The 19,169-nt window shown below is 70.9% G+C and carries 17 protein-coding genes; 8 read left to right on the top strand and 9 right to left on the bottom strand.

The genetic code is table 11. The features are described 5' to 3' along the window. Window positions 1-28 precede the first annotated feature (28 nt). The 3 genes from OG522_RS05995 (at window position 29) to OG522_RS06005 (ending at window position 3,152) form a co-directional block, all read left to right on the top strand. Entirely contained in the window at window positions 29-1,057 is a 1,029-nt protein-coding gene (locus tag OG522_RS05995; RefSeq protein ID WP_329461884.1) for an alpha/beta hydrolase, read from the top strand. A gap of 33 nt (window positions 1,058-1,090) precedes the next feature. Beyond that, on the top strand, window positions 1,091-2,176 hold the full coding sequence (locus OG522_RS06000; RefSeq protein WP_329461885.1) for an RICIN domain-containing protein: 1,086 nt from the start codon (window positions 1,091-1,093) through the stop codon (window positions 2,174-2,176). A 241-nt stretch (window positions 2,177-2,417) separates the two neighbouring features. Further along, on the top strand, window positions 2,418-3,152 hold the full coding sequence (locus OG522_RS06005) for a MerR family transcriptional regulator (RefSeq protein ID WP_329461886.1): 735 nt from the start codon (window positions 2,418-2,420) through the stop codon (window positions 3,150-3,152). Between the two features lie 66 nt (window positions 3,153-3,218). Here OG522_RS06005 and OG522_RS06010 read toward each other — a convergent pair whose 3' ends face one another. From OG522_RS06010 to OG522_RS06025, 4 genes are read right to left on the bottom strand one after another with little or no spacing between them, the layout of a single operon-like run. Further along, on the bottom strand, window positions 3,219-5,393 hold the full coding sequence (locus OG522_RS06010; RefSeq protein WP_329461887.1) for a 3-hydroxyacyl-CoA dehydrogenase NAD-binding domain-containing protein: 2,175 nt from the start codon (window positions 5,391-5,393) through the stop codon (window positions 3,219-3,221). A gap of 39 nt (window positions 5,394-5,432) precedes the next feature. Then, complete coding sequence (locus tag OG522_RS06015) at window positions 5,433-6,647, bottom strand: acetyl-CoA C-acetyltransferase (protein ID WP_329461888.1); 1,215 nt, start codon at window positions 6,645-6,647, stop codon at window positions 5,433-5,435. 38 nt (window positions 6,648-6,685) lie between these two features. After that, window positions 6,686-7,828, bottom strand: coding sequence for an acyl-CoA dehydrogenase family protein (locus OG522_RS06020; protein WP_329461889.1), 1,143 nt, complete (start codon window positions 7,826-7,828; stop codon window positions 6,686-6,688). A gap of 1 nt (window position 7,829) precedes the next feature. Beyond that, window positions 7,830-8,975 (bottom strand): CaiB/BaiF CoA transferase family protein, encoded by a 1,146-nt coding sequence (locus tag OG522_RS06025; RefSeq protein WP_329461890.1) that lies wholly within the window; start codon window positions 8,973-8,975, stop codon window positions 7,830-7,832. Window positions 8,976-9,250: 275 nt separating this feature from the next. On the opposite strand from OG522_RS06025, the gene OG522_RS06030 reads away from it, so the two are divergent. Next, complete coding sequence (locus tag OG522_RS06030; protein WP_329461891.1) at window positions 9,251-10,432, top strand: saccharopine dehydrogenase family protein; 1,182 nt, start codon at window positions 9,251-9,253, stop codon at window positions 10,430-10,432. Between the two features lie 46 nt (window positions 10,433-10,478). Here OG522_RS06030 and OG522_RS06035 read toward each other — a convergent pair whose 3' ends face one another. Next, window positions 10,479-11,180 (bottom strand): endonuclease V, encoded by a 702-nt coding sequence (locus OG522_RS06035; RefSeq protein WP_329461892.1) that lies wholly within the window; start codon window positions 11,178-11,180, stop codon window positions 10,479-10,481. Between the two features lie 183 nt (window positions 11,181-11,363). On the opposite strand from OG522_RS06035, the gene OG522_RS06040 reads away from it, so the two are divergent. After that, window positions 11,364-11,663: a YciI family protein gene (locus tag OG522_RS06040; protein WP_329461893.1), complete on the top strand. Its 300-nt coding sequence runs from the start codon at window positions 11,364-11,366 to the stop codon at window positions 11,661-11,663. A 67-nt stretch (window positions 11,664-11,730) separates the two neighbouring features. Here the strand turns inward: OG522_RS06040 and OG522_RS06045 are convergent, their stop codons facing one another. Then, window positions 11,731-12,810 carry a WD40/YVTN/BNR-like repeat-containing protein gene (locus OG522_RS06045; protein WP_329461894.1) on the bottom strand — a complete coding sequence of 360 codons (1,080 nt, stop codon included), beginning with the start codon at window positions 12,808-12,810 and terminating at the stop codon, window positions 11,731-11,733. A 216-nt stretch (window positions 12,811-13,026) separates the two neighbouring features. Between OG522_RS06045 and OG522_RS06050 the strand changes: the two genes are divergently transcribed. The 3 genes from OG522_RS06050 to OG522_RS06060 all read left to right on the top strand — a co-directional run bounded on the left by OG522_RS06050 (window position 13,027) and on the right by OG522_RS06060 (window position 16,691). After that, the gene (locus OG522_RS06050; protein WP_329461895.1) at window positions 13,027-13,443 is read left to right on the top strand and encodes an SsgA family sporulation/cell division regulator; all 417 of its coding nucleotides are present in this window, start codon (window positions 13,027-13,029) and stop codon (window positions 13,441-13,443) included. 447 nt (window positions 13,444-13,890) lie between these two features. Next, entirely contained in the window at window positions 13,891-15,549 is a 1,659-nt protein-coding gene (locus tag OG522_RS06055; RefSeq protein WP_329461896.1) for an ABC-F family ATP-binding cassette domain-containing protein, read from the top strand. A 173-nt stretch (window positions 15,550-15,722) separates the two neighbouring features. Then, entirely contained in the window at window positions 15,723-16,691 is a 969-nt protein-coding gene (locus OG522_RS06060; RefSeq protein ID WP_329461897.1) for an acyl-ACP desaturase, read from the top strand. A gap of 161 nt (window positions 16,692-16,852) precedes the next feature. On the opposite strand, the gene OG522_RS06065 is transcribed toward OG522_RS06060, so the two are convergent. The 3 genes from OG522_RS06065 to ligD all read right to left on the bottom strand — a co-directional run bounded on the left by OG522_RS06065 (window position 16,853) and on the right by ligD (window position 19,151). Next, a complete protein-coding gene (locus OG522_RS06065) occupies window positions 16,853-17,104 on the bottom strand; it encodes a WhiB family transcriptional regulator (RefSeq protein ID WP_329461898.1) in 252 nt (83 codons plus the stop codon). A gap of 134 nt (window positions 17,105-17,238) precedes the next feature. Next, window positions 17,239-18,030, bottom strand: coding sequence for a VOC family protein (locus OG522_RS06070; protein WP_329461899.1), 792 nt, complete (start codon window positions 18,028-18,030; stop codon window positions 17,239-17,241). A gap of 104 nt (window positions 18,031-18,134) precedes the next feature. After that, the gene (gene ligD / locus OG522_RS06075) at window positions 18,135-19,151 is read right to left on the bottom strand and encodes a non-homologous end-joining DNA ligase (RefSeq protein WP_329461900.1); all 1,017 of its coding nucleotides are present in this window, start codon (window positions 19,149-19,151) and stop codon (window positions 18,135-18,137) included. Window positions 19,152-19,169 lie beyond the last annotated feature (18 nt).

Genomic DNA, 19,169 nt, shown 5'->3' on the forward strand with positions numbered 1-19,169 from the left:
GCTGCGCCTGAAGGCGACGGTCGCCGCGATGGGAACCGCGCTCCTCCTGCTCGCCGCGCCGTCCGCGCACGCCGATGCCCCGGGTCCACCACCGCTCGCCGACGGGTTCGGCCTGACCCAGGTGGGCGCGGCCACCGGCACCGCCACCAACTTCGTGATCACCGTCAAGACGGACCAGGTCGCCGGGGAGCACCACATCCGGATCCTGCTGCCGACCGGCTACGCGGCGAACCCCGCCCAGCGCTACCCGGTCTTCTACTTCCTGCACGGCGCCTCCGACGATCCGGCCAACCCGAACCTGGCCTATCCCGCTCTCACCGCGGCCACCTCGGTGATCACGGTCATCCCGGACGGCGGACTGCGGGGCTGGTACACCGACTGGCTCGACCAGAGCACCGCCGCGGGCGCACAGAACTGGGAGACCTTCCACGTCAAGCAGGTGATCCCCTTCATCGACGCGAACCTGCGCACCCTCGCCACCAAACAGCAGCGGGCCATCGGCGGACTCTCCATGGGCGGCTTCGGCGCCTTGCACTACGCCCAGCGCCATCCTGAGCTGTTCGGCCAGGTCGCCACGTTGTCGGGCGCCGACGACCTCTCGGTGGACCACCTGGTCATGCGCGCCGCCGTCGTCGCCACGCTGACCAACGCCGGTGCGCCGCTGTGCGGTTCCAGCTCCCCCACCTGCTCGCTCAACTTCGGCCCCACGGTGTCCAGCGACGCGATCTTCGGCACGCCGTACCCGGTGTTCAACGGCGACTGGCGCTGGAACGAGGCCGACCCCAGCGCCCACATGAGCCCGCTGGCCGGCATGGGCATCGCGATCTACACCGGTAACGGCAACGGCGATCCCGCGAACATGGAGTTCTGGGCCCAGTCAGCGGCACAGCACGCCAAGGAGCACCTGGACGCCCTCGGATACCCGTACCACTACGTGGACTACGCGAACGGTTCCACCTGGGGAACGCACTGCAACGGCGGCCACGAGTACGGCTGTTGGGCCCAGGACCTCGTGGACTACGTACCGCGCCTGGAAGCCGCGTTCGCCTCCGCCTGACCTCACCATCACCCAACAGACAAGGACCGACCCATGTCATTAGCCACGAACCATCCCCCCAGACACCGCGCCACCGCCCACCTGCGGATGCTGGCCGCCCTCCTGGCGACCTGCTGTGTCGCCCTGGGGATCGCGCTGTCGCCGTCGATGACGGGCACCGCTCACGCCGACGGGACCTGCACCACCCCGGTCCAGTGCGCGAGCTTCACTTCCCTGAGCAACAACCGGGCGCTCGACGTACAGAACGGTTCGACGGGCGACGGTGCCTTCATCGTCACCAACTCGGCGCCCGGCTACCACCAGTCCTGGCGCCTGAGCGTCAATCCGAAGGACTCCTCCTTCACCATCGTGAACAACGCGACGGGCAAGTGCATCGACACCGGCTGGCCGGCCCTGCGCCAGCAGACCTGCCAGGGCCAGTCCAGCCAGCGCTGGTATCTGGAGCCGGTCGCCGGGGCCGCCAACTCGTACCTGATCCGGCACGAGGACGACGACCAGTGTCTCGACCTCACCGCCAGCGCCCAGTACGACGACGCGTGGACCGGTCTGTCCGTCTGCCACGGCGGGCAGAACCAGCAGTGGACCGCACCCACCGGGGCCCGGAACCTGGCCGTCGACCACGCCGCCACCCGCTGCCAGAAGGACACCTCGTCCTGCACCTGGTCGGTGAAGAACGAGGCGCCCGCCGCTCCCCTGCCGACCGTCTGCGCGTCCTCGGTCTGGTTCAACAACACCAGCGGAACCATCTCGCAGGCCTTCTCGGTGACCAACGAAACCGGCTGGTCCAACACGATCGGCGACACGATGTCGGCGAGCTTCGGCACCGGCAACCTGCCCGGAGTGTCGGCGAACGTGACCTCGCAGCTCTCCTTCCAGAGCACCTGGAGCGGATCGACCAGCGTCAACAACAGTGTCACGGTGCCCGTGCCGGCCAAGAACTACGGCTGGGTGACCCTGTCGGTCCTGGCGCGCAAGGTCACCGGCACCTGGACCTTCGACGCGCACGGCTTCCCCTGGACCGCCGACGACACGGTCACCGTCCCGCTGAAGGACGACCCGAGCGGCGGCGCGACGATGTACATCGCGAACACCAGCACCAGCTTCTCGTCCTGCGTCTGAGCCCAGCCCGCGGATGAACCCATCCGGCGCCTGAGCCAACTCGGCCCGGCCCGGCGGCAGTTGCCGCGCGGGTCGGGCCTCCTGGCAGCCCGCCGCGATGGCCCGCCGGTACCCGGCGCACCGCCCGTTCCCGGCCGCCCTCCCCAGGCACTTTCACAACTATGGTGCGACAGCAATACTGTTGCACCGGATCGGCCGCGCCCAGCGGCGGCCGGGAACACCGGGGAAGCGAGGCACGGCCATGGCGACGGAGACCGAGGAACCGACCCTCACGGTCGACGAGCTGGCGGCGCGGGCCGGAGTCACCGTGCGGACGGTCCGCTTCTACAGCACGCGCGGCCTGCTGCCCCCACCCGTGATCGGGCCGCGCCGCGTCGGCCGCTACGGCCGGGCCCACCTGTCCCGGCTCGCGCTCATCGAGGAGCTTCAGCACCACGGGATGACGCTGGCGGCGATCGAGCGCTACCTTCAGCGGCTGCCCGCCGACCTGAGCGCGCACGACCTCGCCATCCACCGCGCCGTGGTGGCCTCCTGGGCACCGGATTCCGCCGACGACGCGACGCGCGCGGAGCTGGAGCGGCGCGCGGGCCGGGCACTGTCGGCCGACGACATCGACCGCCTCGCGGCGATGGACGTGCTGGAGCGCGTTCCCGGCTCGCCCGACGCCTTCCGGGTGGACCCGGGGCTCCTCGCCCTGGGCGTCCAGCTCCTGGACGTACCCATCGCGCACGAGACGATCCTGGCGGCGCGCACGGTGGTCCTCGAACACACCCGGGCGGCGGCGAAGGAGCTGACCCGGCTGTTCCAGGACGAGGTGTGGGGGCCCTACCGGGAGCGGGAGCGCGATCCGGAGGCGGTCGAGGCCATGAAGTCGCTCTCGGCCCACATGCAGCCGATGGTGGTGCAGGCGCTGGTGACCGCGTTCCAGCGCTCCCTCAAGGAGGAACTGCGCACCCGGTACGCCGACGAGTCCTGACCCGGCCCGAGTGGGGCGGGGCGGCCAATGCCTCCGCCCCACCCGCACCTCACGCGTCGCCGAACCTCACGCGTCCGTGAACTTCTCCCCCTTCCGCGCCTTCTCGACCAGCAGCGCCGGCGGCTGGAAGCGCTCGCCGTAGCGCTCCGCCAGTTCGCGGGCGCGGGCCACGAAGCCCGGCAGGCCGCCCTCGTAGCCGTTGATGTACTGGATGACGCCGCCGGTCCAGGCGGGGAAGCCGATGCCCATGATGGAGCCGATGTTGGCGTCGGCGACCGAGGTGAGGACGCCTTCCTCGAAGAGGCGAACGGTGTCCAGGGACTCCGAGAAGAGCATCCGCTCCTTCATGTCCTCGAACGGGATCTCGTACCCCGGCTTGCCGAAGTGCTCGCGCAGGCCCGGCCACAGCCGCCCCCGCTTGCCGTCCTCGCCGTACTCGTAGAACCCCGCGCCGCCGCTTCGGCCGGTGCGGCCGAACTCGTCCACCATCTTGTCGATGACCGCGTCCGAGGGGTGGCCGGGCCAGACGCCGCCCGCTTCCTCGACGGCGCGCTTCGTCTCGTTGCGGATCTTGCGCGGCAGGGTCAGCGTCAGCTCGTCCATGAGGGACAGGACCTTGGCCGGGTAGCCGGCCTGGCCCGCGGCCTGCTCGATGGACGCGGGCTCGATGCCCTCGCCGACCATGGCGACGCCCTCGTTGATGAAGTGGCCGATGACCCGCGAGGTGAAGAAGCCCCGCGAGTCGTTCACGACGATCGGCGTCTTGTTGATCTGGCGCACCAGGTCGAAGGCGCGGGCCAGCGCCTCGTCGCCGGTGCGGCCACCCTTGATGATCTCGACCAGCGGCATCTTGTCCACGGGCGAGAAGAAGTGCAGGCCAATGAAGTCGGTCGGCCGCGAGACGCCCTCGGCGAGTGAAGTGATCGGCAGCGTCGAGGTGTTGGAGCACAGCAGCGCGTCGGGCTCGACGAGGTCCTGGATCTCCTGAAACACCTTGTGCTTGAGCGCGGTGTCCTCGAAGACCGCCTCGATGACGGCGTCGCAGCCCGCCACCGCCTGCGGGTCGGCGGCCGGCGTGATGCGGGCGAGCAGCTCGTCGCGCTTCGCCTGCGTCGTACGGCCACGGGAGAGCGCCTTGGCGAGGAGCTTCTCGGAGTACGCCTTGCCCTTCTGGGCGGCTTCGAGCGACACGTCCTTCAGGACGACCTCGATACCGGCCCGCGCGCAGGAGTACGCGATGCCCGCGCCCATCATCCCGGCGCCGAGGACCGCGACCTTGCGGACGGGGCGCGGCTCGACCCCCCGCGGACGGCTGGCACCGGAGTTGACGGCCTGGAGGTCGAAGAAGAACGCCTGGATCATGTTCTTCGAGGTCTGCCCTGTGACCAGCTCGGTGAAGTAGCGGGCCTCGATGGTCAGCGCCGTCTCGAAGTCGACCTGGGAGCCCTCGACGGCGGCCGCCAGGATGTTGCGCGGTGCCGGGTAGGGCGCGCCCTGGAGCTGCTTCTTCAAGTTGGCGGGGAACGCAGGCAGGTTGGCGGCGAACCGGGGGTTCGAGGGCGTACCGCCGGGGATCTTGTAGCCCTTGACGTCCCAGGGCTGCTGAGATTCGGGGTGGGCGTCGATGAAGGCGCGCGCCTTGGCCAGCATCTCCTCGGGCGTGGCGGCGACCTCGTGGACGAGGCCGTTCTCCAGGGCGCGCCGCGGGGAGTACTGGGTGCCCTGGAGCAGCACCTTGAGCAGGGCGTCCGTGATGCCCATGAGGCGTACGGTGCGGGTGACTCCGCCACCGGCCGGGAGCAGGCCGAGCGTGACCTCGGGAAGGCCGATCTTGGAGCCGGGGGCGTCGAGGGCGACGCGGTGGTGCGAGGCGAGCGCGATCTCGTAACCGCCGCCCAGGGCCGCGCCGTTGATGGCGGCGACGACCGGCTTGCCCAGGGTCTCGATGCGGCGCAGCGAGTTCTTGATGGCGGTGCCGGTGTCGAAGGCCTGCTGGGCGAGCTCGGGGCCGACCTGGATCATGTCCTTGAGGTCGCCGCCCGCGAAGAAGGTCTTCTTGGCGGAGGTGTAGATGATGCCGCGGATGGAGTCCTTCTCGGCCACGGCGCGGTCCGCGATGGCGGCGATGGAGTCCTTGAAGGCCTGGTTCATGGTGTTGGCGGACTGATTGGGGTCGTCCAGTACGAGGGTGACGACGCCGGTCTCGTCCTGTTCCCAGCGGATGGTGGTGCTCTCGGTCATGGCTCGGATTCTCCGTATGAGGGTGGCCGGGAAGGACGGTCAGAGACGCTCGATGACGGTGGCGATGCCCATGCCGCCGCCGACGCAGAGGGTGGCGAGGCCGTAGCGCAGGTCGCGGCGCTCCAGCTCGTCCACGAGGGTGCCGAGGATCATCGCGCCGGTCGCGCCGAGCGGGTGTCCCATGGCGATGGCGCCGCCGTTGACGTTGACCTTGTCGAGGCTGAGGCCCATGTCCTTGACGAAGCGGAGCACGACCGCGGCGAAGGCCTCGTTGATCTCCACGAGGTCGATGTCACCGATGGTGAGACCGGCCTTGGCGAGCGCCTTGCGGGTGGCGGGCGCGGGGCCGGTCAGCATGATGGTGGGCTCGGAGCCGGAGACGGCCGCGGAGACGATGCGGGCCCGCGGGGTCATGCCGTAGCGCTCGCCGACCGCCTTGGAGCCGATGGCGACGAGGGCCGAACCGTCCACGATTCCGGAGGAGTTGCCCGCGTGGTGGACGTGGTTGATCTCCTCGACCCAGTGGTACTTCTGGAGGGCGACCGCGTCGAAGCCGCCCATCTCGCCGATGCCGGCGAACGACGGCTTGAGGGAGGCGAGCGAGTCGGCGGTGGTGCCGGGGCGCATGTGCTCGTCGTGGTCGAGGACGACGAGGCCGTTGCGGTCCTTGACCGGCACGACGGAGCGCGCGAACCGGCCGTCCTTCCAGGCCTCGGCGGCCCGCTCCTGGGAGAGCGCGGCGAACTCGTCCACATCGCGGCGCGAGTAGCCCTCGACGGTGGCGATGAGGTCGGCGCCGATGCCCTGCGGGGCGAAGTTGGTGTCGAAGTTGGTCATCGGGTCGGCGAACCAGGCGCCGCCGTCGGAGGCCATCGGAACGCGCGACATGGACTCGACGCCGCCCGCGAGGACGAGGTCCTCCCAGCCCGAACGGACCTTCATGGCGGCCATGTTGACCGCTTCGAGGCCGGAGGCACAGAAGCGGTTCTCCTGGACGCCGGCGACCGTGTCGGGCAGTCCGGCGGCGATCGCCGCGATGCGGGCGATGTCGGAGCCCTGGTCTCCGACGGGGCCGACGACACCGAGCACGATGTCGTCGATGGCGGCCGGATCCAGGCCCGGGAAACGCGCCTGGATCTCGTGGATCAGGCCGACGACGAGGTCGATCGGCTTGGTGCCGTGCAGGGCGCCGTTGGCCTTGCCGCGTCCGCGCGGGGTGCGGATCGCGTCGTACACATACGCTTCGGTGCTCAACGTCAGCAGCCTTTCCAATGAGGGTGGTTCGTGAGGTCTCAGCCGAGCAGGGAACGGCCGATGATCTCCTTCATGATCTCGGTCGTGCCGCCGTAGATCGTCTGGATCCGGCCGTCCGTGAAGGCCCTGGCGACCCGGTACTCGTTCATGTAGCCGTATCCGCCGTGCAGTTGGAGGCAGCGGTCGGCGACGCGCTTTTGCAGTTCGGTGGCCCACCACTTGGCCATCGAGGCGTGCACGGCGTCGAGCTCGCCGTTGGAGTGGTCCACGATGCAGCGGTCGAGGAAGGCGCGGGTGACGGCGCACTCGGTGGCCATCTCGGCGATCTCGAACCGGATGTGCTGGAGCTTGGACAGCGGCCGCCCGAAGGCCTCGCGCTCCTTGACGTAACTCGTGGTGATCTCCAGGAGGTGTTCGGCGGCGGCGATCCCGGCGACCGCGATGCCCATCCGCTCCTGCGCGAGGTTGGTCATCAGGTGGATGAAGGCGCCGTTGAGCTCGCCGAGGAGATTGTCCTTCGGGACGCGTACGTCGTGGAAGAACAGCTCGGCCGTGTCCTGCGACTTCTGGCCGATCTTGTCGAGGTTGCGGCCGCGCTCGAAGCCGTCGGCGCCGCGCTCGACCACCAGGAGCGACAGGCCCTTCGAGCCGCCCTCGGGGGTGGTCTTGGCGACCACGACCACGAGGTCGGCGAGGATGCCGTTGGAGATGAACGTCTTGGACCCGTTCAGGAGCCAGTGGTCGCCCCTGTCCTCGGCGGTGGTGCGGATGCCCTGGAGGTCGGAGCCCGCGCCGGGTTCCGTCATGGCGATCGCGGTGATCAGCGATCCGTCGCAGAAGCCGGGCAGCCAGCGGCGCTTCTGCTCCTCGGTGGCGAGCCCGGTCAGATAGGGGCCGATGATGTCGTTGTGCAGACCGAGCGCGAGCCCGGGGGCCCCGGCCCGGGTGAACTCCTCCGCGAGCACCGCGCTGTAGCGGAAGTCGGCCTGGCCGCCGCCCCCGTACTCCTCGGGCACGGCGAGCCCGAGCAGCCCCTGCCGCCCGGCCGCGAGCCAGGCCTCGCGCGAGACGATGCCGTCCTTCTCCCACTGCTCGTAGTGCGGCAGCACCTCCTTGGCGAGGAAGGTGCGGACGGTCTCGCGGAACGCCTCGTGCTCGGCGGTGAAGATCTGCCGTTTCAACTCAAGCCTCCTGTACGGGAGTTGCCGGATGGTCGGCCAGGGCCGGTACGTCCCAGTCGCGGGCCACCTCCGCCGTGTGGGCGCCCGGCATCGCGGGGGGACGGTGGACGGAGCCGGGCGTGGCGGAGAAGCGGGGCGCGGGTGCGGGCTGGGTGATGCCGCCGTGGTCGGTGAAGGTGCCCCGGGCCGCCAGGTGCGGGTGGTGGGGCGCTTCGGCCAGGGACAGCACGGGCGCGACACAGGCGTCCGACCCCTCGAACACCGCCGTCCACTCGGCGCGGGTGCGGGTACGGAACCGTTCGGCGATGGCGGTACGCAGTTCGGCCCAGCGCGCGATGTCCTTGCGGGCCGGGGCGGCGTCCTCGATGCCGAGGAGTCGGATGAACTCGTCGTAGAACTGCTGCTCCAGGGAGCCGACCGCCATGTACTGGCCGTCGGAGGTCTCGTACGTGCCGTAGAAGGGACAGCCCCCGTCGAGGAGGTTGGCGCCGCGCCGGTCCTGCCAGCCCCCGGCCGCGAGCATGCCGTGGATCATCGTGGCGAGGTGGGCGCTCCCGTCGACGATCGCGGCATCCACGACCTGCCCCGCTCCGCCGCCACGCGCGTGCTGGAGGGCGGCGAGCACGCCGATGACGAGGTAGAGCGAGCCGCCCGCGTAGTCGCCGACGAGGTTGGCGGGGACGGTGGGGCCTTCGTCGGGCTTGCCGATCATGTTGAGGGTGCCGGTGATGGCGATGTACGCGATGTCGTGCCCGGCCCGCTGGGCCAGCGGGCCCTGCTGGCCCCAGCCGGTCATCCGCCCGTAGACGAGCCGCGGGTTGCGGGCGAGGCAGTCCGTGGGACCGACGCCGAGGCGTTCGGCGACGCCGGGCCGGTAGCCCTCGATGAGGACGTCCGCTCGCTGGACCAGGTCCAGGACGCGGGCCGGACCGCCGTCCGCCTTCAGGTCGATGATCACGGAGCGCTTGTTGCGGTTGGTGAGGTCGTACGCCGGATCGATGGCGAGCCCGGCGCCGCCGGGGCGGTCCACGCGCACCACGTCGGCGCCGAGGTCGGCGAGGAGCATGGCGGCGAACGGGCCCGGCCCGATGCCCGCCAGTTCGACCACGCGCACCCCGGCCAGCGGGCCGGTTCCTGTCGCTGTCATCAAGCCCCCAGCACTGTGACACAACTGATGTAACATCAGTGATGCTAAGAACACGTTCCACTCCGCACAAGCCCCAACGAGCAAGCGCTTAGTGCGATGGAGCGCCATTCGGGTGCCGGTTGCCCCGATACGCCCGGCTCGACCACCCTCCTCCCCCGCCCTCGGCCGCGCCAGCGGCATGCCCCGGGCTGCCCCGACGGCCAACGCGCGCTAGCCTCGGCACCCGGCATCAGCCGACGTCAAACACCAGGCAGCAGAACTGCGGAGGCACACGGGTGGAACGGTCGAAGCGGGAATACGACATCGTGCTGTTCGGCGCGACGGGTTTCGTCGGGGCACTGACCGCCGAATACCTCGCGGCCCACGCGCCCGCCGACTGCCGCTGGGCGATCGCCGGCCGCAGCCGCGCCAAGCTGGAACGGCTGCGCGAGCGGCTCACCGAGATCAACCCGGCGTGCGCCACGCTCCCCCTGGTCACCGCCGACTCGACCGACGCGGCCTCGTTGCGCGCGCTCGCCGGGTCGGCTCGGGTCGTCGCCAGCACGGTCGGCCCCTACATCTGGTACGGCGAGGGCCTGGTCGCGGCCTGCACCGAGGCCGGCACCGACTACCTCGACCTGACCGGCGAGCCGGAGTTCGTGGACACGATGTACGTGCGCCACGACGCGCGAGCCCGGGAGACCGGAGCCCGCCTGGTGCACTCCTGCGGTTTCGACTCGGCGCCGCACGACCTCGGGGTGCTCTTCACCGTGCAGCAGCTGCCGACGGGGGTGCCGCTGCGCATCGACGGCTTCGTACGGTCGAACGCGACGTTCTCCGGCGGTACGCTGGCCTCGGCGCTCACCGCGCTCGGCCGCGGCGTGCAGACAGCGCGGGCCGCCCGGGAGCGCAAGCTGCACGAGCCGCGCCTGGTGGGCCGACGGGCCCGCGCCCCGATCGGCGCGCCGCACTTCAGCAGGGAGACCGGTGCGTGGGCGCTGCCGCTTCCCACCATCGACCCGCAGGTGATCGCCCGTTCCGCGGCGGCCGACGAGCGGTACGGGCCCGACTTCCGCTACCGGCACTTCGCCGCGGTGAAGCACCTTCCGGTGGCCATCGGCGGGGTCGCCGCGGCGGGCGCCGTCGCCGCCGCCACTCAACTTCCGCCCGCCCGCGCGTGGTTGATGAGCCGCTACGAGGCGGGACAGGGCCCGGATGAGGCGCGGCGGCAGCGCAGCTGGTTCACGGTCCGGTTCGTCGGCGAGGGCGGCGGGCGGCGGGTCTTCACGGAGGTGTCCGGGGGTGACCCCGGCTACGACGAGACGGCGAAGATCCTCGCCGAGGCCTCGCTCAGCCTGGCCTTCGACAAACTCCCCGAGCTGGCGGGGCAGTTGACCCCGGCCATGGCCATGGGCGACACCCTGATCGAGCGGCTTCGGGCCGCCGGAATGCGCTTCCGGGTGGCCGACATCCGCTGATCCGCGCCCTCGCGTTGACGGTTCAGGTTCCCCAACTCCTCATGAATCAGGGTGAGTTGGCCTCGATCTTCAGGGCGCGGCGGCACAGGGCGTCGGCGTGCCGGGTGGACTCGGGAAGGCGGTAGCGCCGGGCCAGAGCGAGGGTGTGCGCGCAGGCGTTGTCCAGGCTCACCCGGTGGCCGACCGAGACGAAGACGGGCTTGACGTCGTCCTGGGTGCGCAGGGCGCGGCCGACCTCGCTCCCGTCGTCGGCGAGCAGCGCGGCGCTGTCGCCGCGGCGGACCCCCGGCTGCTCGTAGTCGAAGGTGAACGGATTCTTGGCGACGCCAATGGTGGGCAGCCCCGTGAGCACGCCGAGATGGCTGGCGAGTCCGAAACGGCGCGGGTGCGCGAGCCCGTATCCGTCGCAAACGACCGTTCCGGGGCCGCGGTTGAGCCGATCGAGGACGGCGAGCACGGTGGGGATCTCGCGGAAGGCCAGCAGTCCGGGGACGTAGGGGAAGGCCACCCGGCCGACGGCGGTGGCCTCCTCGACCACCTCAAGGGTGGCCGCGTCCAGCACGACCGCGGCGGCGACCACCACGTCCCGCTCGTCGTCGTACGCCACGTCGACCCCGGTGACCAGCCCGACGCCGGGCGGCGGTCCGGGCTCGTCGAGCACGACGCGGCCGCGCAGGTCGTCCTGCACGGCGAGAGCGGCCTCCTCATCGGTCGGCCAGCCGTCCGGAATCCCCGTGATCATCTCCATGCCGCCACCCTAAGCGCTCCGCGGAAAGCACCATGGGCCGGATGTTGACCGGCCGTGGTCGCGCCGTTGGCCGCGCCCTTCAGAGCGCGCACCGCCCGAGGCCTCCCCGGGACCGAGTGGAGGGGCCCGGTGAAGCCGGTCCGGGCCGGGGGCTGCGGACGGGTCCCGAGTAGCCTTGTGATCATGTTCGTACTGGAGTTGACCTACACCGCCCCTCTTGAGCGCGTCGACGAGCTGCTCGAACCCCATGTCGCCTGGCTCACCACGCACTACGCGGCCGGCACCTTCATCGCCTCGGGGCGCAAGGAGCCCCGCGACGGCGGGATCATCCTCGCCGTCGGGGACGACCGTGCGGCGATCGAGCGGCTGACGGCGACCGACCCCTTCGTCGTCAACGGCGCCTGCGCGTACCGGATCACGGAGTTTCTCGCCACCAAGGTGGCACCCGAACTCACCGCGTACCGGCAGGAGTTGCCCAGCTAGGCGCGTCGCGGGAAGCGCCGTTCGCCGCGGACCGCGCCCTTCGGGGCGCGGTACCGCACCGGATCCCCTACTCGGCCAGCCGGGCCACCCGGCCCTGCTCGCCGGACGCCCAGCAGGCCCCCTCCGGGGTGCAGTCGACGGTGTCGTACGAGCCGGTGTCGACGGTCCGCCAGGTGCGGCCACCGTCGCGGGTCAGATCGGTGCCGGTCGGCCCGACGGCGAGCGCGGCCGACCGGGAGTGCGGCAGCCAGGCGACGCCTGAGCGGTAGGCGGCGACGGGCGTCGCGGCCTGCCGCCAGCCGCGTCCGCCGTCGCCGGTGACGGCCGCGGCCAGCGGTGAGCTCTGGCCCGCCCGGTAGTCGCCGCCGACGGCGAGCCCGTGCGTACGGTCACGGAAGGCGAGCCCGAAGACCCCGCGCGCCGGGTCGCCGGCCGGGATGGTGGATTCGGCCGCCGTCCAGGTGAGCCCGCGGTCCGAGGAGTGCAGGACGCGACCGGTGGCGCCGCCGCCCGTCGCGAGCCAGACGTCGCGCGGCCCCGAGCTCACCAGGCACTGGCCGCTCGCGGCGAAGGCCGCCTCGCCGCTCTGGGCGGCCGGCATCCCGGTGTTCGGCAGGACCGTCCAGGACCGGCCGCCGTCCGTGGTGGACAGGACGCGGTACTTGCCGTCGACCGGATCGCTCACCGCCAGCCCGTACCGCGCGTCCAGGAACGTCATGCAGTCGTAGAACGCCTTCGGGTCGGTGTTGCGGAACGACTCGCTCCAGCTGGCCCCGCCGTCCTCGGTGCGGTAGACGCGGGACGCCTCGCCCTCGCCGATGGCCAGCACGACGGCGTGCCGCCCGTCGAAGGCCTCCACGTCCCGGAACTCCAGACCGGCCGCGCCGGGGGGCGACACGTTCTTCCAGTCGCGGCCGCCGTCGGAGGTCCGAAGGACCGTGCCCTTGGAACCCGCGACCCACGCGGTCGACCGGCTCACCGCGGCCAGCCCACGAAAGCGCGCGTCGGTCTTCGTGTCCTTCACGTCCCACTTCGGTGCGTCGTGTCCGTGCCCGTGCGCCTGGGCCGGCGCGGTCATCGCCGCCGCCAACGCCACCCCGCCCAGCCCCACCGACAGCATCCGTCTCGTCTTCCCCATGGCCCTCATGGCGTCGGAAGCTAGCCGAGCGGGCCGGACCCGTCCAGAGCGCGCCCGCGCGACCGGGCGCCGACGCGCAGCGGACTTCGGCCTTCCGCTACCGGCCGAAAGCGGTGGGGTGATAGAGCTAGTGACACAGGTCACGTGAACCGCCGGTGCACGGAATCATGAATTCAGCCGTCTTTCCGGGCGGCAGGAGAACCCCGAGGCTGAGGGAGCAGGGCTTTGTCCACCGTCATCGAGCAGCCCGTCCAGGTACGCCTGATCGCGTCCGCGCCCCGCATGGAAACCGTGCCCGCGACACTTCGCTACGACCGCGACGACCCCTTCGCCGTGCAGATGGCCTTCCCTGCTCCGGCCACCCTCGAAGGCGCCGAGGTCGCCTGGGAGTTCGCCCGCGAGCTGCTCGAAGTGGGGATCGAGGCGCCCGCCGGGGTCGGTGACGTGCGGGTGCGGCCCTACGGTTACGACCGCACGGTGCTGGAGTTCCACGCCCGCGAGGGTGTCGCCATGGTGCACATCCGCACCTCGGAAGTGCGCCGCTTCCTCAAGCGGGCACACCTCATGGTGCCCCTCGGCGGCGAACACCAGTACCTCGACATGGACGGGGACCTCGCCGCGCTGCTGCGCGACGCCTGCTGACCTCCTCGCAGCCCCCCGCCTCCCCTTCCCCCCCCCCCCCGCCCCCCGCGCCGTCTCCGCTCCTGCCCGATCGCGACGGTGCGCGCCTCCCCCGATCAGGCGGACGCGTGGGCCGCGGCGCGCGCACTCGCCACGGCGCGGACCCCGGTTCGGCGACCAACTCAGGCGTTAATTCGTTTGCGGGCCGCGCGGGTGCGGCGTACGTTCGTGACTGGCCCTGTTGTCGTCGAACGGAGAAGGACGTTGCTCGTCTGAGGACCTGAGACACCGTTTCGCGCGCTCCCTTCCGTGTCGCGCGCCCGGTGTGACCTCTGCCTCCGAGCCATGTCCTCCACGACCAGGGCCTTCTTCGCGCCCTGAGCGGTGTCTCAGAACCCCCGTTGCCCTCAGAGCCCCGGCCTCTTCACGCCCCGGCTCTCCTTCCTTCCCCGCAACCGGGAGACCCGTATGTCAACCTTCCCCCTTCAGATCAGCTCGTCCGCGCTGTCCTTCGCGTGGCCGGACGGAACCCCCGTCTTCGAGGACTTCCAGCTGGCCGTCGGCCCCGGCCGAACCGGACTCGTCGGCCTCAACGGCTCAGGAAAGTCAACCCTGTTGAAGCTGATCGCCGGTGATCTGACGCCGACCGAAGGCCATGTCAAGGCCGTCGGCGAGATCGGCTACCTGCCGCAGAACCTGGTGCTCGACACCGCCCTGCGGGTGGACCAGGCCCTCGGCATCGACGCGGTCCGCGCCGCACTGCACGCCATCGAGGGCGGCGACGCGAACGCGCGGCACTTCGAGACCGTCGGCGACGACTGGGACGTGGAGGAGCGGGCCCGCGCCACACTCGACCAGCTCGGCCTCGGCGGCATCGGCCTGGACCGCACGATCGGCGAGGTCTCGGGCGGCGAGTCGGTGCTGCTGCGCCTGGCCGCGCTGCTCCTGCGGCGCCCGGACGTCCTGCTGCTCGACGAGCCGACGAACAACCTGGACCTGCACGCGCGGCAGCGGCTCTACGGCGCGGTCGACGCCTGGAACGGCGTTCTGCTGGTGGTCAGCCACGACCACGAACTCCTGGACCGCGTCGACCGGATCGCCGATCTGCGCGAGGGCCAACTCACCTGGTACGGCGGCAACTTCACGGCGTACGAGAGTGCGCTGCGCGCCGAGCAGGAGGCGGCCGAGCGGATGGTGCGGGTCGCCGAGGCCGACGTACAGCGCCAGAAGCGCGAACTGTCCGACGCCAACGTCAAGTTGGCACGGCGCAAGCGGTACGGGCAGAAGAGTTTCGAGAACAAGGTGGTGCCGAAGATCGTGGCCAACAACCGCAGGAGGGAGGCGCAGGTGTCGGCGGGCAAGCACCGCATCCTGCACACCGAACGCCTCGACCAGGCGCGGGAGCGGCTCGACGAGGCGGTGGAGGCGGTGCGGGACGACGAGGAGATCCGTATCGAGCTGCCGTACACCAAGGTGCATCCGGGGCGCGCCGTGCTGACCCTGCGGGACCTCCAACTCCCTTACGGGGCACGCGTAAAGGGAGAGCTTGAGGTACGCGGGCCGGAGCGGATCGCACTCGTGGGACGCAACGGGTCGGGCAAGACGACGTTGCTCAGGACGCTCGCCGGGCAGCTGGCGCCGGTCGCGGGCGAGGCGGCCGCGCATGTTCCGCTGCGGTTCCTGCCGCAACGGCTCGATGTGCTCGACGACGCGCTGAGCGTGGTGGAGAACGTGGCCCGGTACGCGCCCGGCGCCACGGACAACGCCATCCGGGCGCGCCTCGCGCGCTTCCTGTTCAAGGGACCCCGGGCCGCCCGGCCGGCCGGGACGCTCTCGGGCGGTGAGCGGTTCCGGGCCGCGCTCGCGGCGCTGCTGCTCGCGGAGCCCGCACCGCAGCTCCTCATGCTGGACGAGCCCACGAACAACCTGGACATGGCGAGCGTGCGGGCCCTGACGGCCGCGCTCGACGCCTACGAGGGCGCGCTGATCGTGGCGAGTCACGATGTGCCGTTCCTGGAGTCGATCGGGGTCACGCGGTGGCTGCTGCTCGACGGCGGGCTCACCGACACCACGGCCGAAGCGGTGCGGGACGGGGCCGCCGCGGGCTCCAGAGGGGCGGGCGACTAGTGACTTGTCTCTCGGGTCCACGGTGACGACCTGCACCTATAACAGAACGTAAACGGACGAAGGGGAGGGTGGGCTTGGCCTGGGGCTTACGGCCGCCTTAACCTACGGTCTCGTAACCTACGAATGCGTAGGTATGCCTACCGTCCCCGTTCCCGTCCCCCTGGAGCAACCCCGTGACGATCACTTCTCCCCACCTCGGCAGTTCGGACGCGTGGACCGACGCCCGACTGCTGTTCGCGCTGGAAGAGGTAGTCGAAAAGGAGCTCAACCGGCACCTCAAGGTCGCCAAGGACTGGATGCCGCACGAGTACGTGCCGTGGTCGGACGCCCGCAACTTCCCCGGCCTCTTCGAGGACGGCGAAGCGTGGGTGCCGCAGCAGTCCAAGGTCACGGACATCGGCAAGATCGCCCTGGTGGTCAATCTGCTCACCGAGGACAACCTGCCCAGCTACCACCACGAGATCGCGTCGCTGTTCGGCCGGGACGGCGCCTGGGGCACCTGGGTGCACCGCTGGACCGCCGAGGAGGGCCGCCACGGCATCGTGATGCGGGACTACCTGCTCGCCTCGCGGGCGGTGGACCCGGACAAGCTGGAACAGTTCCGGATGGCGCACATGAGCGAGGGCTTCGAGTCGGACAACCGGCACTCGATGCTGCACTCGGTCGCCTACGTCGCCTTCCAGGAGCTGGCGACCCGCGTCTCGCACCGCAACACCGGCCACCAGTCGGGCGACCCGGTCTGTGACCGGATGCTCGCGCGGATCGCGACCGACGAGAACCTGCACATGGTCTTCTACCGCAACCTGCTCGGCGCGGCCTTCGAAATCGCCCCGGACCTGACCATGCAGTCGGTCCGCGATGTCGTCGTGGACTTCCGGATGCCCGGTCACGGCATGCCGGGCTTCGAGCGCGCGGCCGCCCAGATGGCGATCGGCGAGATCTACAACATGCGGATCCACCACGACGACGTCCTGCAGCCGGTGCTGCGCTTCCTCAAGGTCCTGGAGATCGACGGGCTCGGCCCGGAGGGTCTCAAGGCGCAGGAGGAGCTCGGCATGTACATGGGCGGGCTCAACGCCGAGGCGACCAAGTTCGACGAGAAGCTGGCCGCACGCAAGGCGCGGATGGCCGCGCGCGGCTGAGCCCCTTTCGTCCCTCTGGAGGTGAGCGGCTCCCGGCCGCGCAGCGGGAAGCGGCCCACGTTGGCGAGCGAGTCCGCGCCGGTGAGGCTGACCGGCGCCGGGCGGGCCGGCATGGACCGCCCGGCGCCGCGCCGCCGGTGGACCTCGCCGGTCGGGAGCGGTCAGCGCTGCCGGGTGCGCTGGAGGCGGAGCCGCTCCTTCTCGGAGAGGCCGCCCCACACGCCGAACCGCTCGTCGTTGGCCAGCGCGTACTCCAGGCAGGCCAGCCGCTCGTCGCAGGCTCCGCAGAGCTGCTTGGCCTCGCGCGTCGAGCTGCCTGGGGCGGGGAAGAAGAACTCGGCTCCCGCCTGGGCGCACAACGCGCTCTCCTGCCAGGCGAGTTCGGGCCCGGTGGTGATCGTGTCGTTCAGCATGTGTTCCACAGTGCCCGAAGCTGATCAACGTCCGGTCAACGAACGTTGAACGCCGCCTGGGCCGGGCCGGCGCTCACCGTCCTCGCGGTCCCCGGGACTCGGCGCCTCCGGGCTGCCGCGGTGACCGGCATCCGCTACGACGACGCCATCGAGCTCTTGATGACGGCGAAGCGGGCGCCGTGCGGGTCGGCGAGTTTGGCGAGCCGGCCCACGCCCTCCACATCCGTCGGCGCCATGCGGACCGTTCCGCCGAGCTCCTGGGCCCTGGCGGTGATCGCGTCGGTGTCGGCCACTTCGAAGTAGGGCATCCAGTACGCCCCGGCCTCGACCTCCAGCGGGTCGCTGTCGAGCGGGACGACACCGCCGAACATCGAGTCGGGCCCGGCGCCCGAGGGGTTCACCGTCGTGTAGGTGCCGCCGGGGAAGGGTACGTCCGTGGTTTCCCAGCCGAACACCGTGTGGTAGAACGCGGTGGCCGCCTGGACGTCCGGCGTGTACAGCTCGATCCAGCCCAGCATGTTCTCCTCGTTGGTGGATTCCATACCGGCCATCTGGCCGGGCTGCCACGCCGAGAAGCCGACGCCGGCCGGATCGCGGAAGGACGCGCTGCGGCCGAGCTCCATGACGTCCACGGGTTCGTGGGTGACGCTGCCGCCGCCCTGTTCGACGGACTTGGCCGTGGCATCGGCGTCCGGGGTCCGGAAGTACACGTTCCAGGCCGGCGCGCTCTGCTCGGGGGGCACCGTCATGCCGCCCGCGATGGTCTTGCCGGCGGCCTGGAAAGTGCCGTATCCGCCGACTTCGGGCCCGCCGGGCCGCATGGTCCAGCCGAAGAGGCCGGTGTAGAACGCGGCTGCGGCGTCGAGGTCCGGGGTGGCCAGATCGATCCAGCTGGGAGAACCCGTGACATAACGGGTGGTGAGCATGGTGAGCTCCTTCGTGTGTCCCGTTGTCCTGCGTTTCCGAGTCTTGCACCGGGCACTGACAACGCGGCGCGAGCGCCCTCGCGGGCATGCGGAAGCGGGGCCCGCTATTTCTCCTTCGCGGCCCGGCTCGGCTGAACGCGTTTGGGCTCGCCCGGCATCTTGGGGTAGTCCGGCGGATAGGGCATGTCGCCCAGTTCGTGGTCGTGCTCGTCCCGTTCGGCGAGTTCCAGCAGCGGTTCAAGACCGAAGGCGTGGTCGTCCATGTCCGCGTGGAGGTCGCCGAGTTCGGCGTACCGCGCGGGCATCGTCCGCAGGTCGAAGTCCTTGGGGTGTACGTCGTCCAGTTCGTCCCAGCGCAGTGGAGCCGAGACCGGGGCGTGCGGCTTGGGTCGCACCGAGTAGGCGGAGGCGATGGTGCGGTCGCGGGCGGTCTGGTTGTAGTCCACGAAGATCCGCTCGCCGCGCTCCTCCTTCCACCAGGCGGTGGTGACCCGGCCCGCCATGCGCCGCTCCAGCTCACGGCCGATCGCGATGGCGCAGCGGCGCACCTCGGTGAACGTCCAGCGGGGTTCGATCGGGACGAAGACGTGGATGCCGCGCCCGCCGGAGGTCTTGGGCCATCCCGTGATGCCCAACTCGCCCAGCAGCGCCCGCAGTTCGTGGGCGACCGGCACCGCGTCATCAAAGTCGGTGCCGGGCTGCGGGTCCAGGTCGATGCGGAGTTCGTCGGGATGGTCGGTGTCCTCGCGCCGCACCGGCCAGGGGTGGAAGGTCAGGCAGCCGAGCTGCGCCGCCCACAGGACGGCGGCGGGCTCGGTGGGGCAGATCTCGTCCGCGTGCCGGCCGCTGGGGAAGGCGATCCGTGCCGTGGGGATCCAGTCGGGGACGTTCTTGGGGGCCCGCTTCTGGAAGAACGACTCGCCGTCGATGCCGTCGGGGTAGCGCTCCAGCGTGGTGGGACGGTCGCGCAAGGCGCGCGTGATGCCGTCCGCGACGGCCAGGTAGTAGTTCGCCACGTCCAGCTTGGTGTAGCCGGAGCCGGGAAAGTACACCTTGTCCGGATTGGAGAGCCGGACGGTTCGCCCGCCCACCTCCAGCTCGATAGCCTCGCCCTTGCCCATGCAGGCCACGGTAGGCGG

Origin of the sequence: Streptomyces sp. NBC_01431, assembly GCF_036231355.1 — a bacterium.
Taxonomy (GTDB): domain Bacteria; phylum Actinomycetota; class Actinomycetes; order Streptomycetales; family Streptomycetaceae; genus Streptomyces.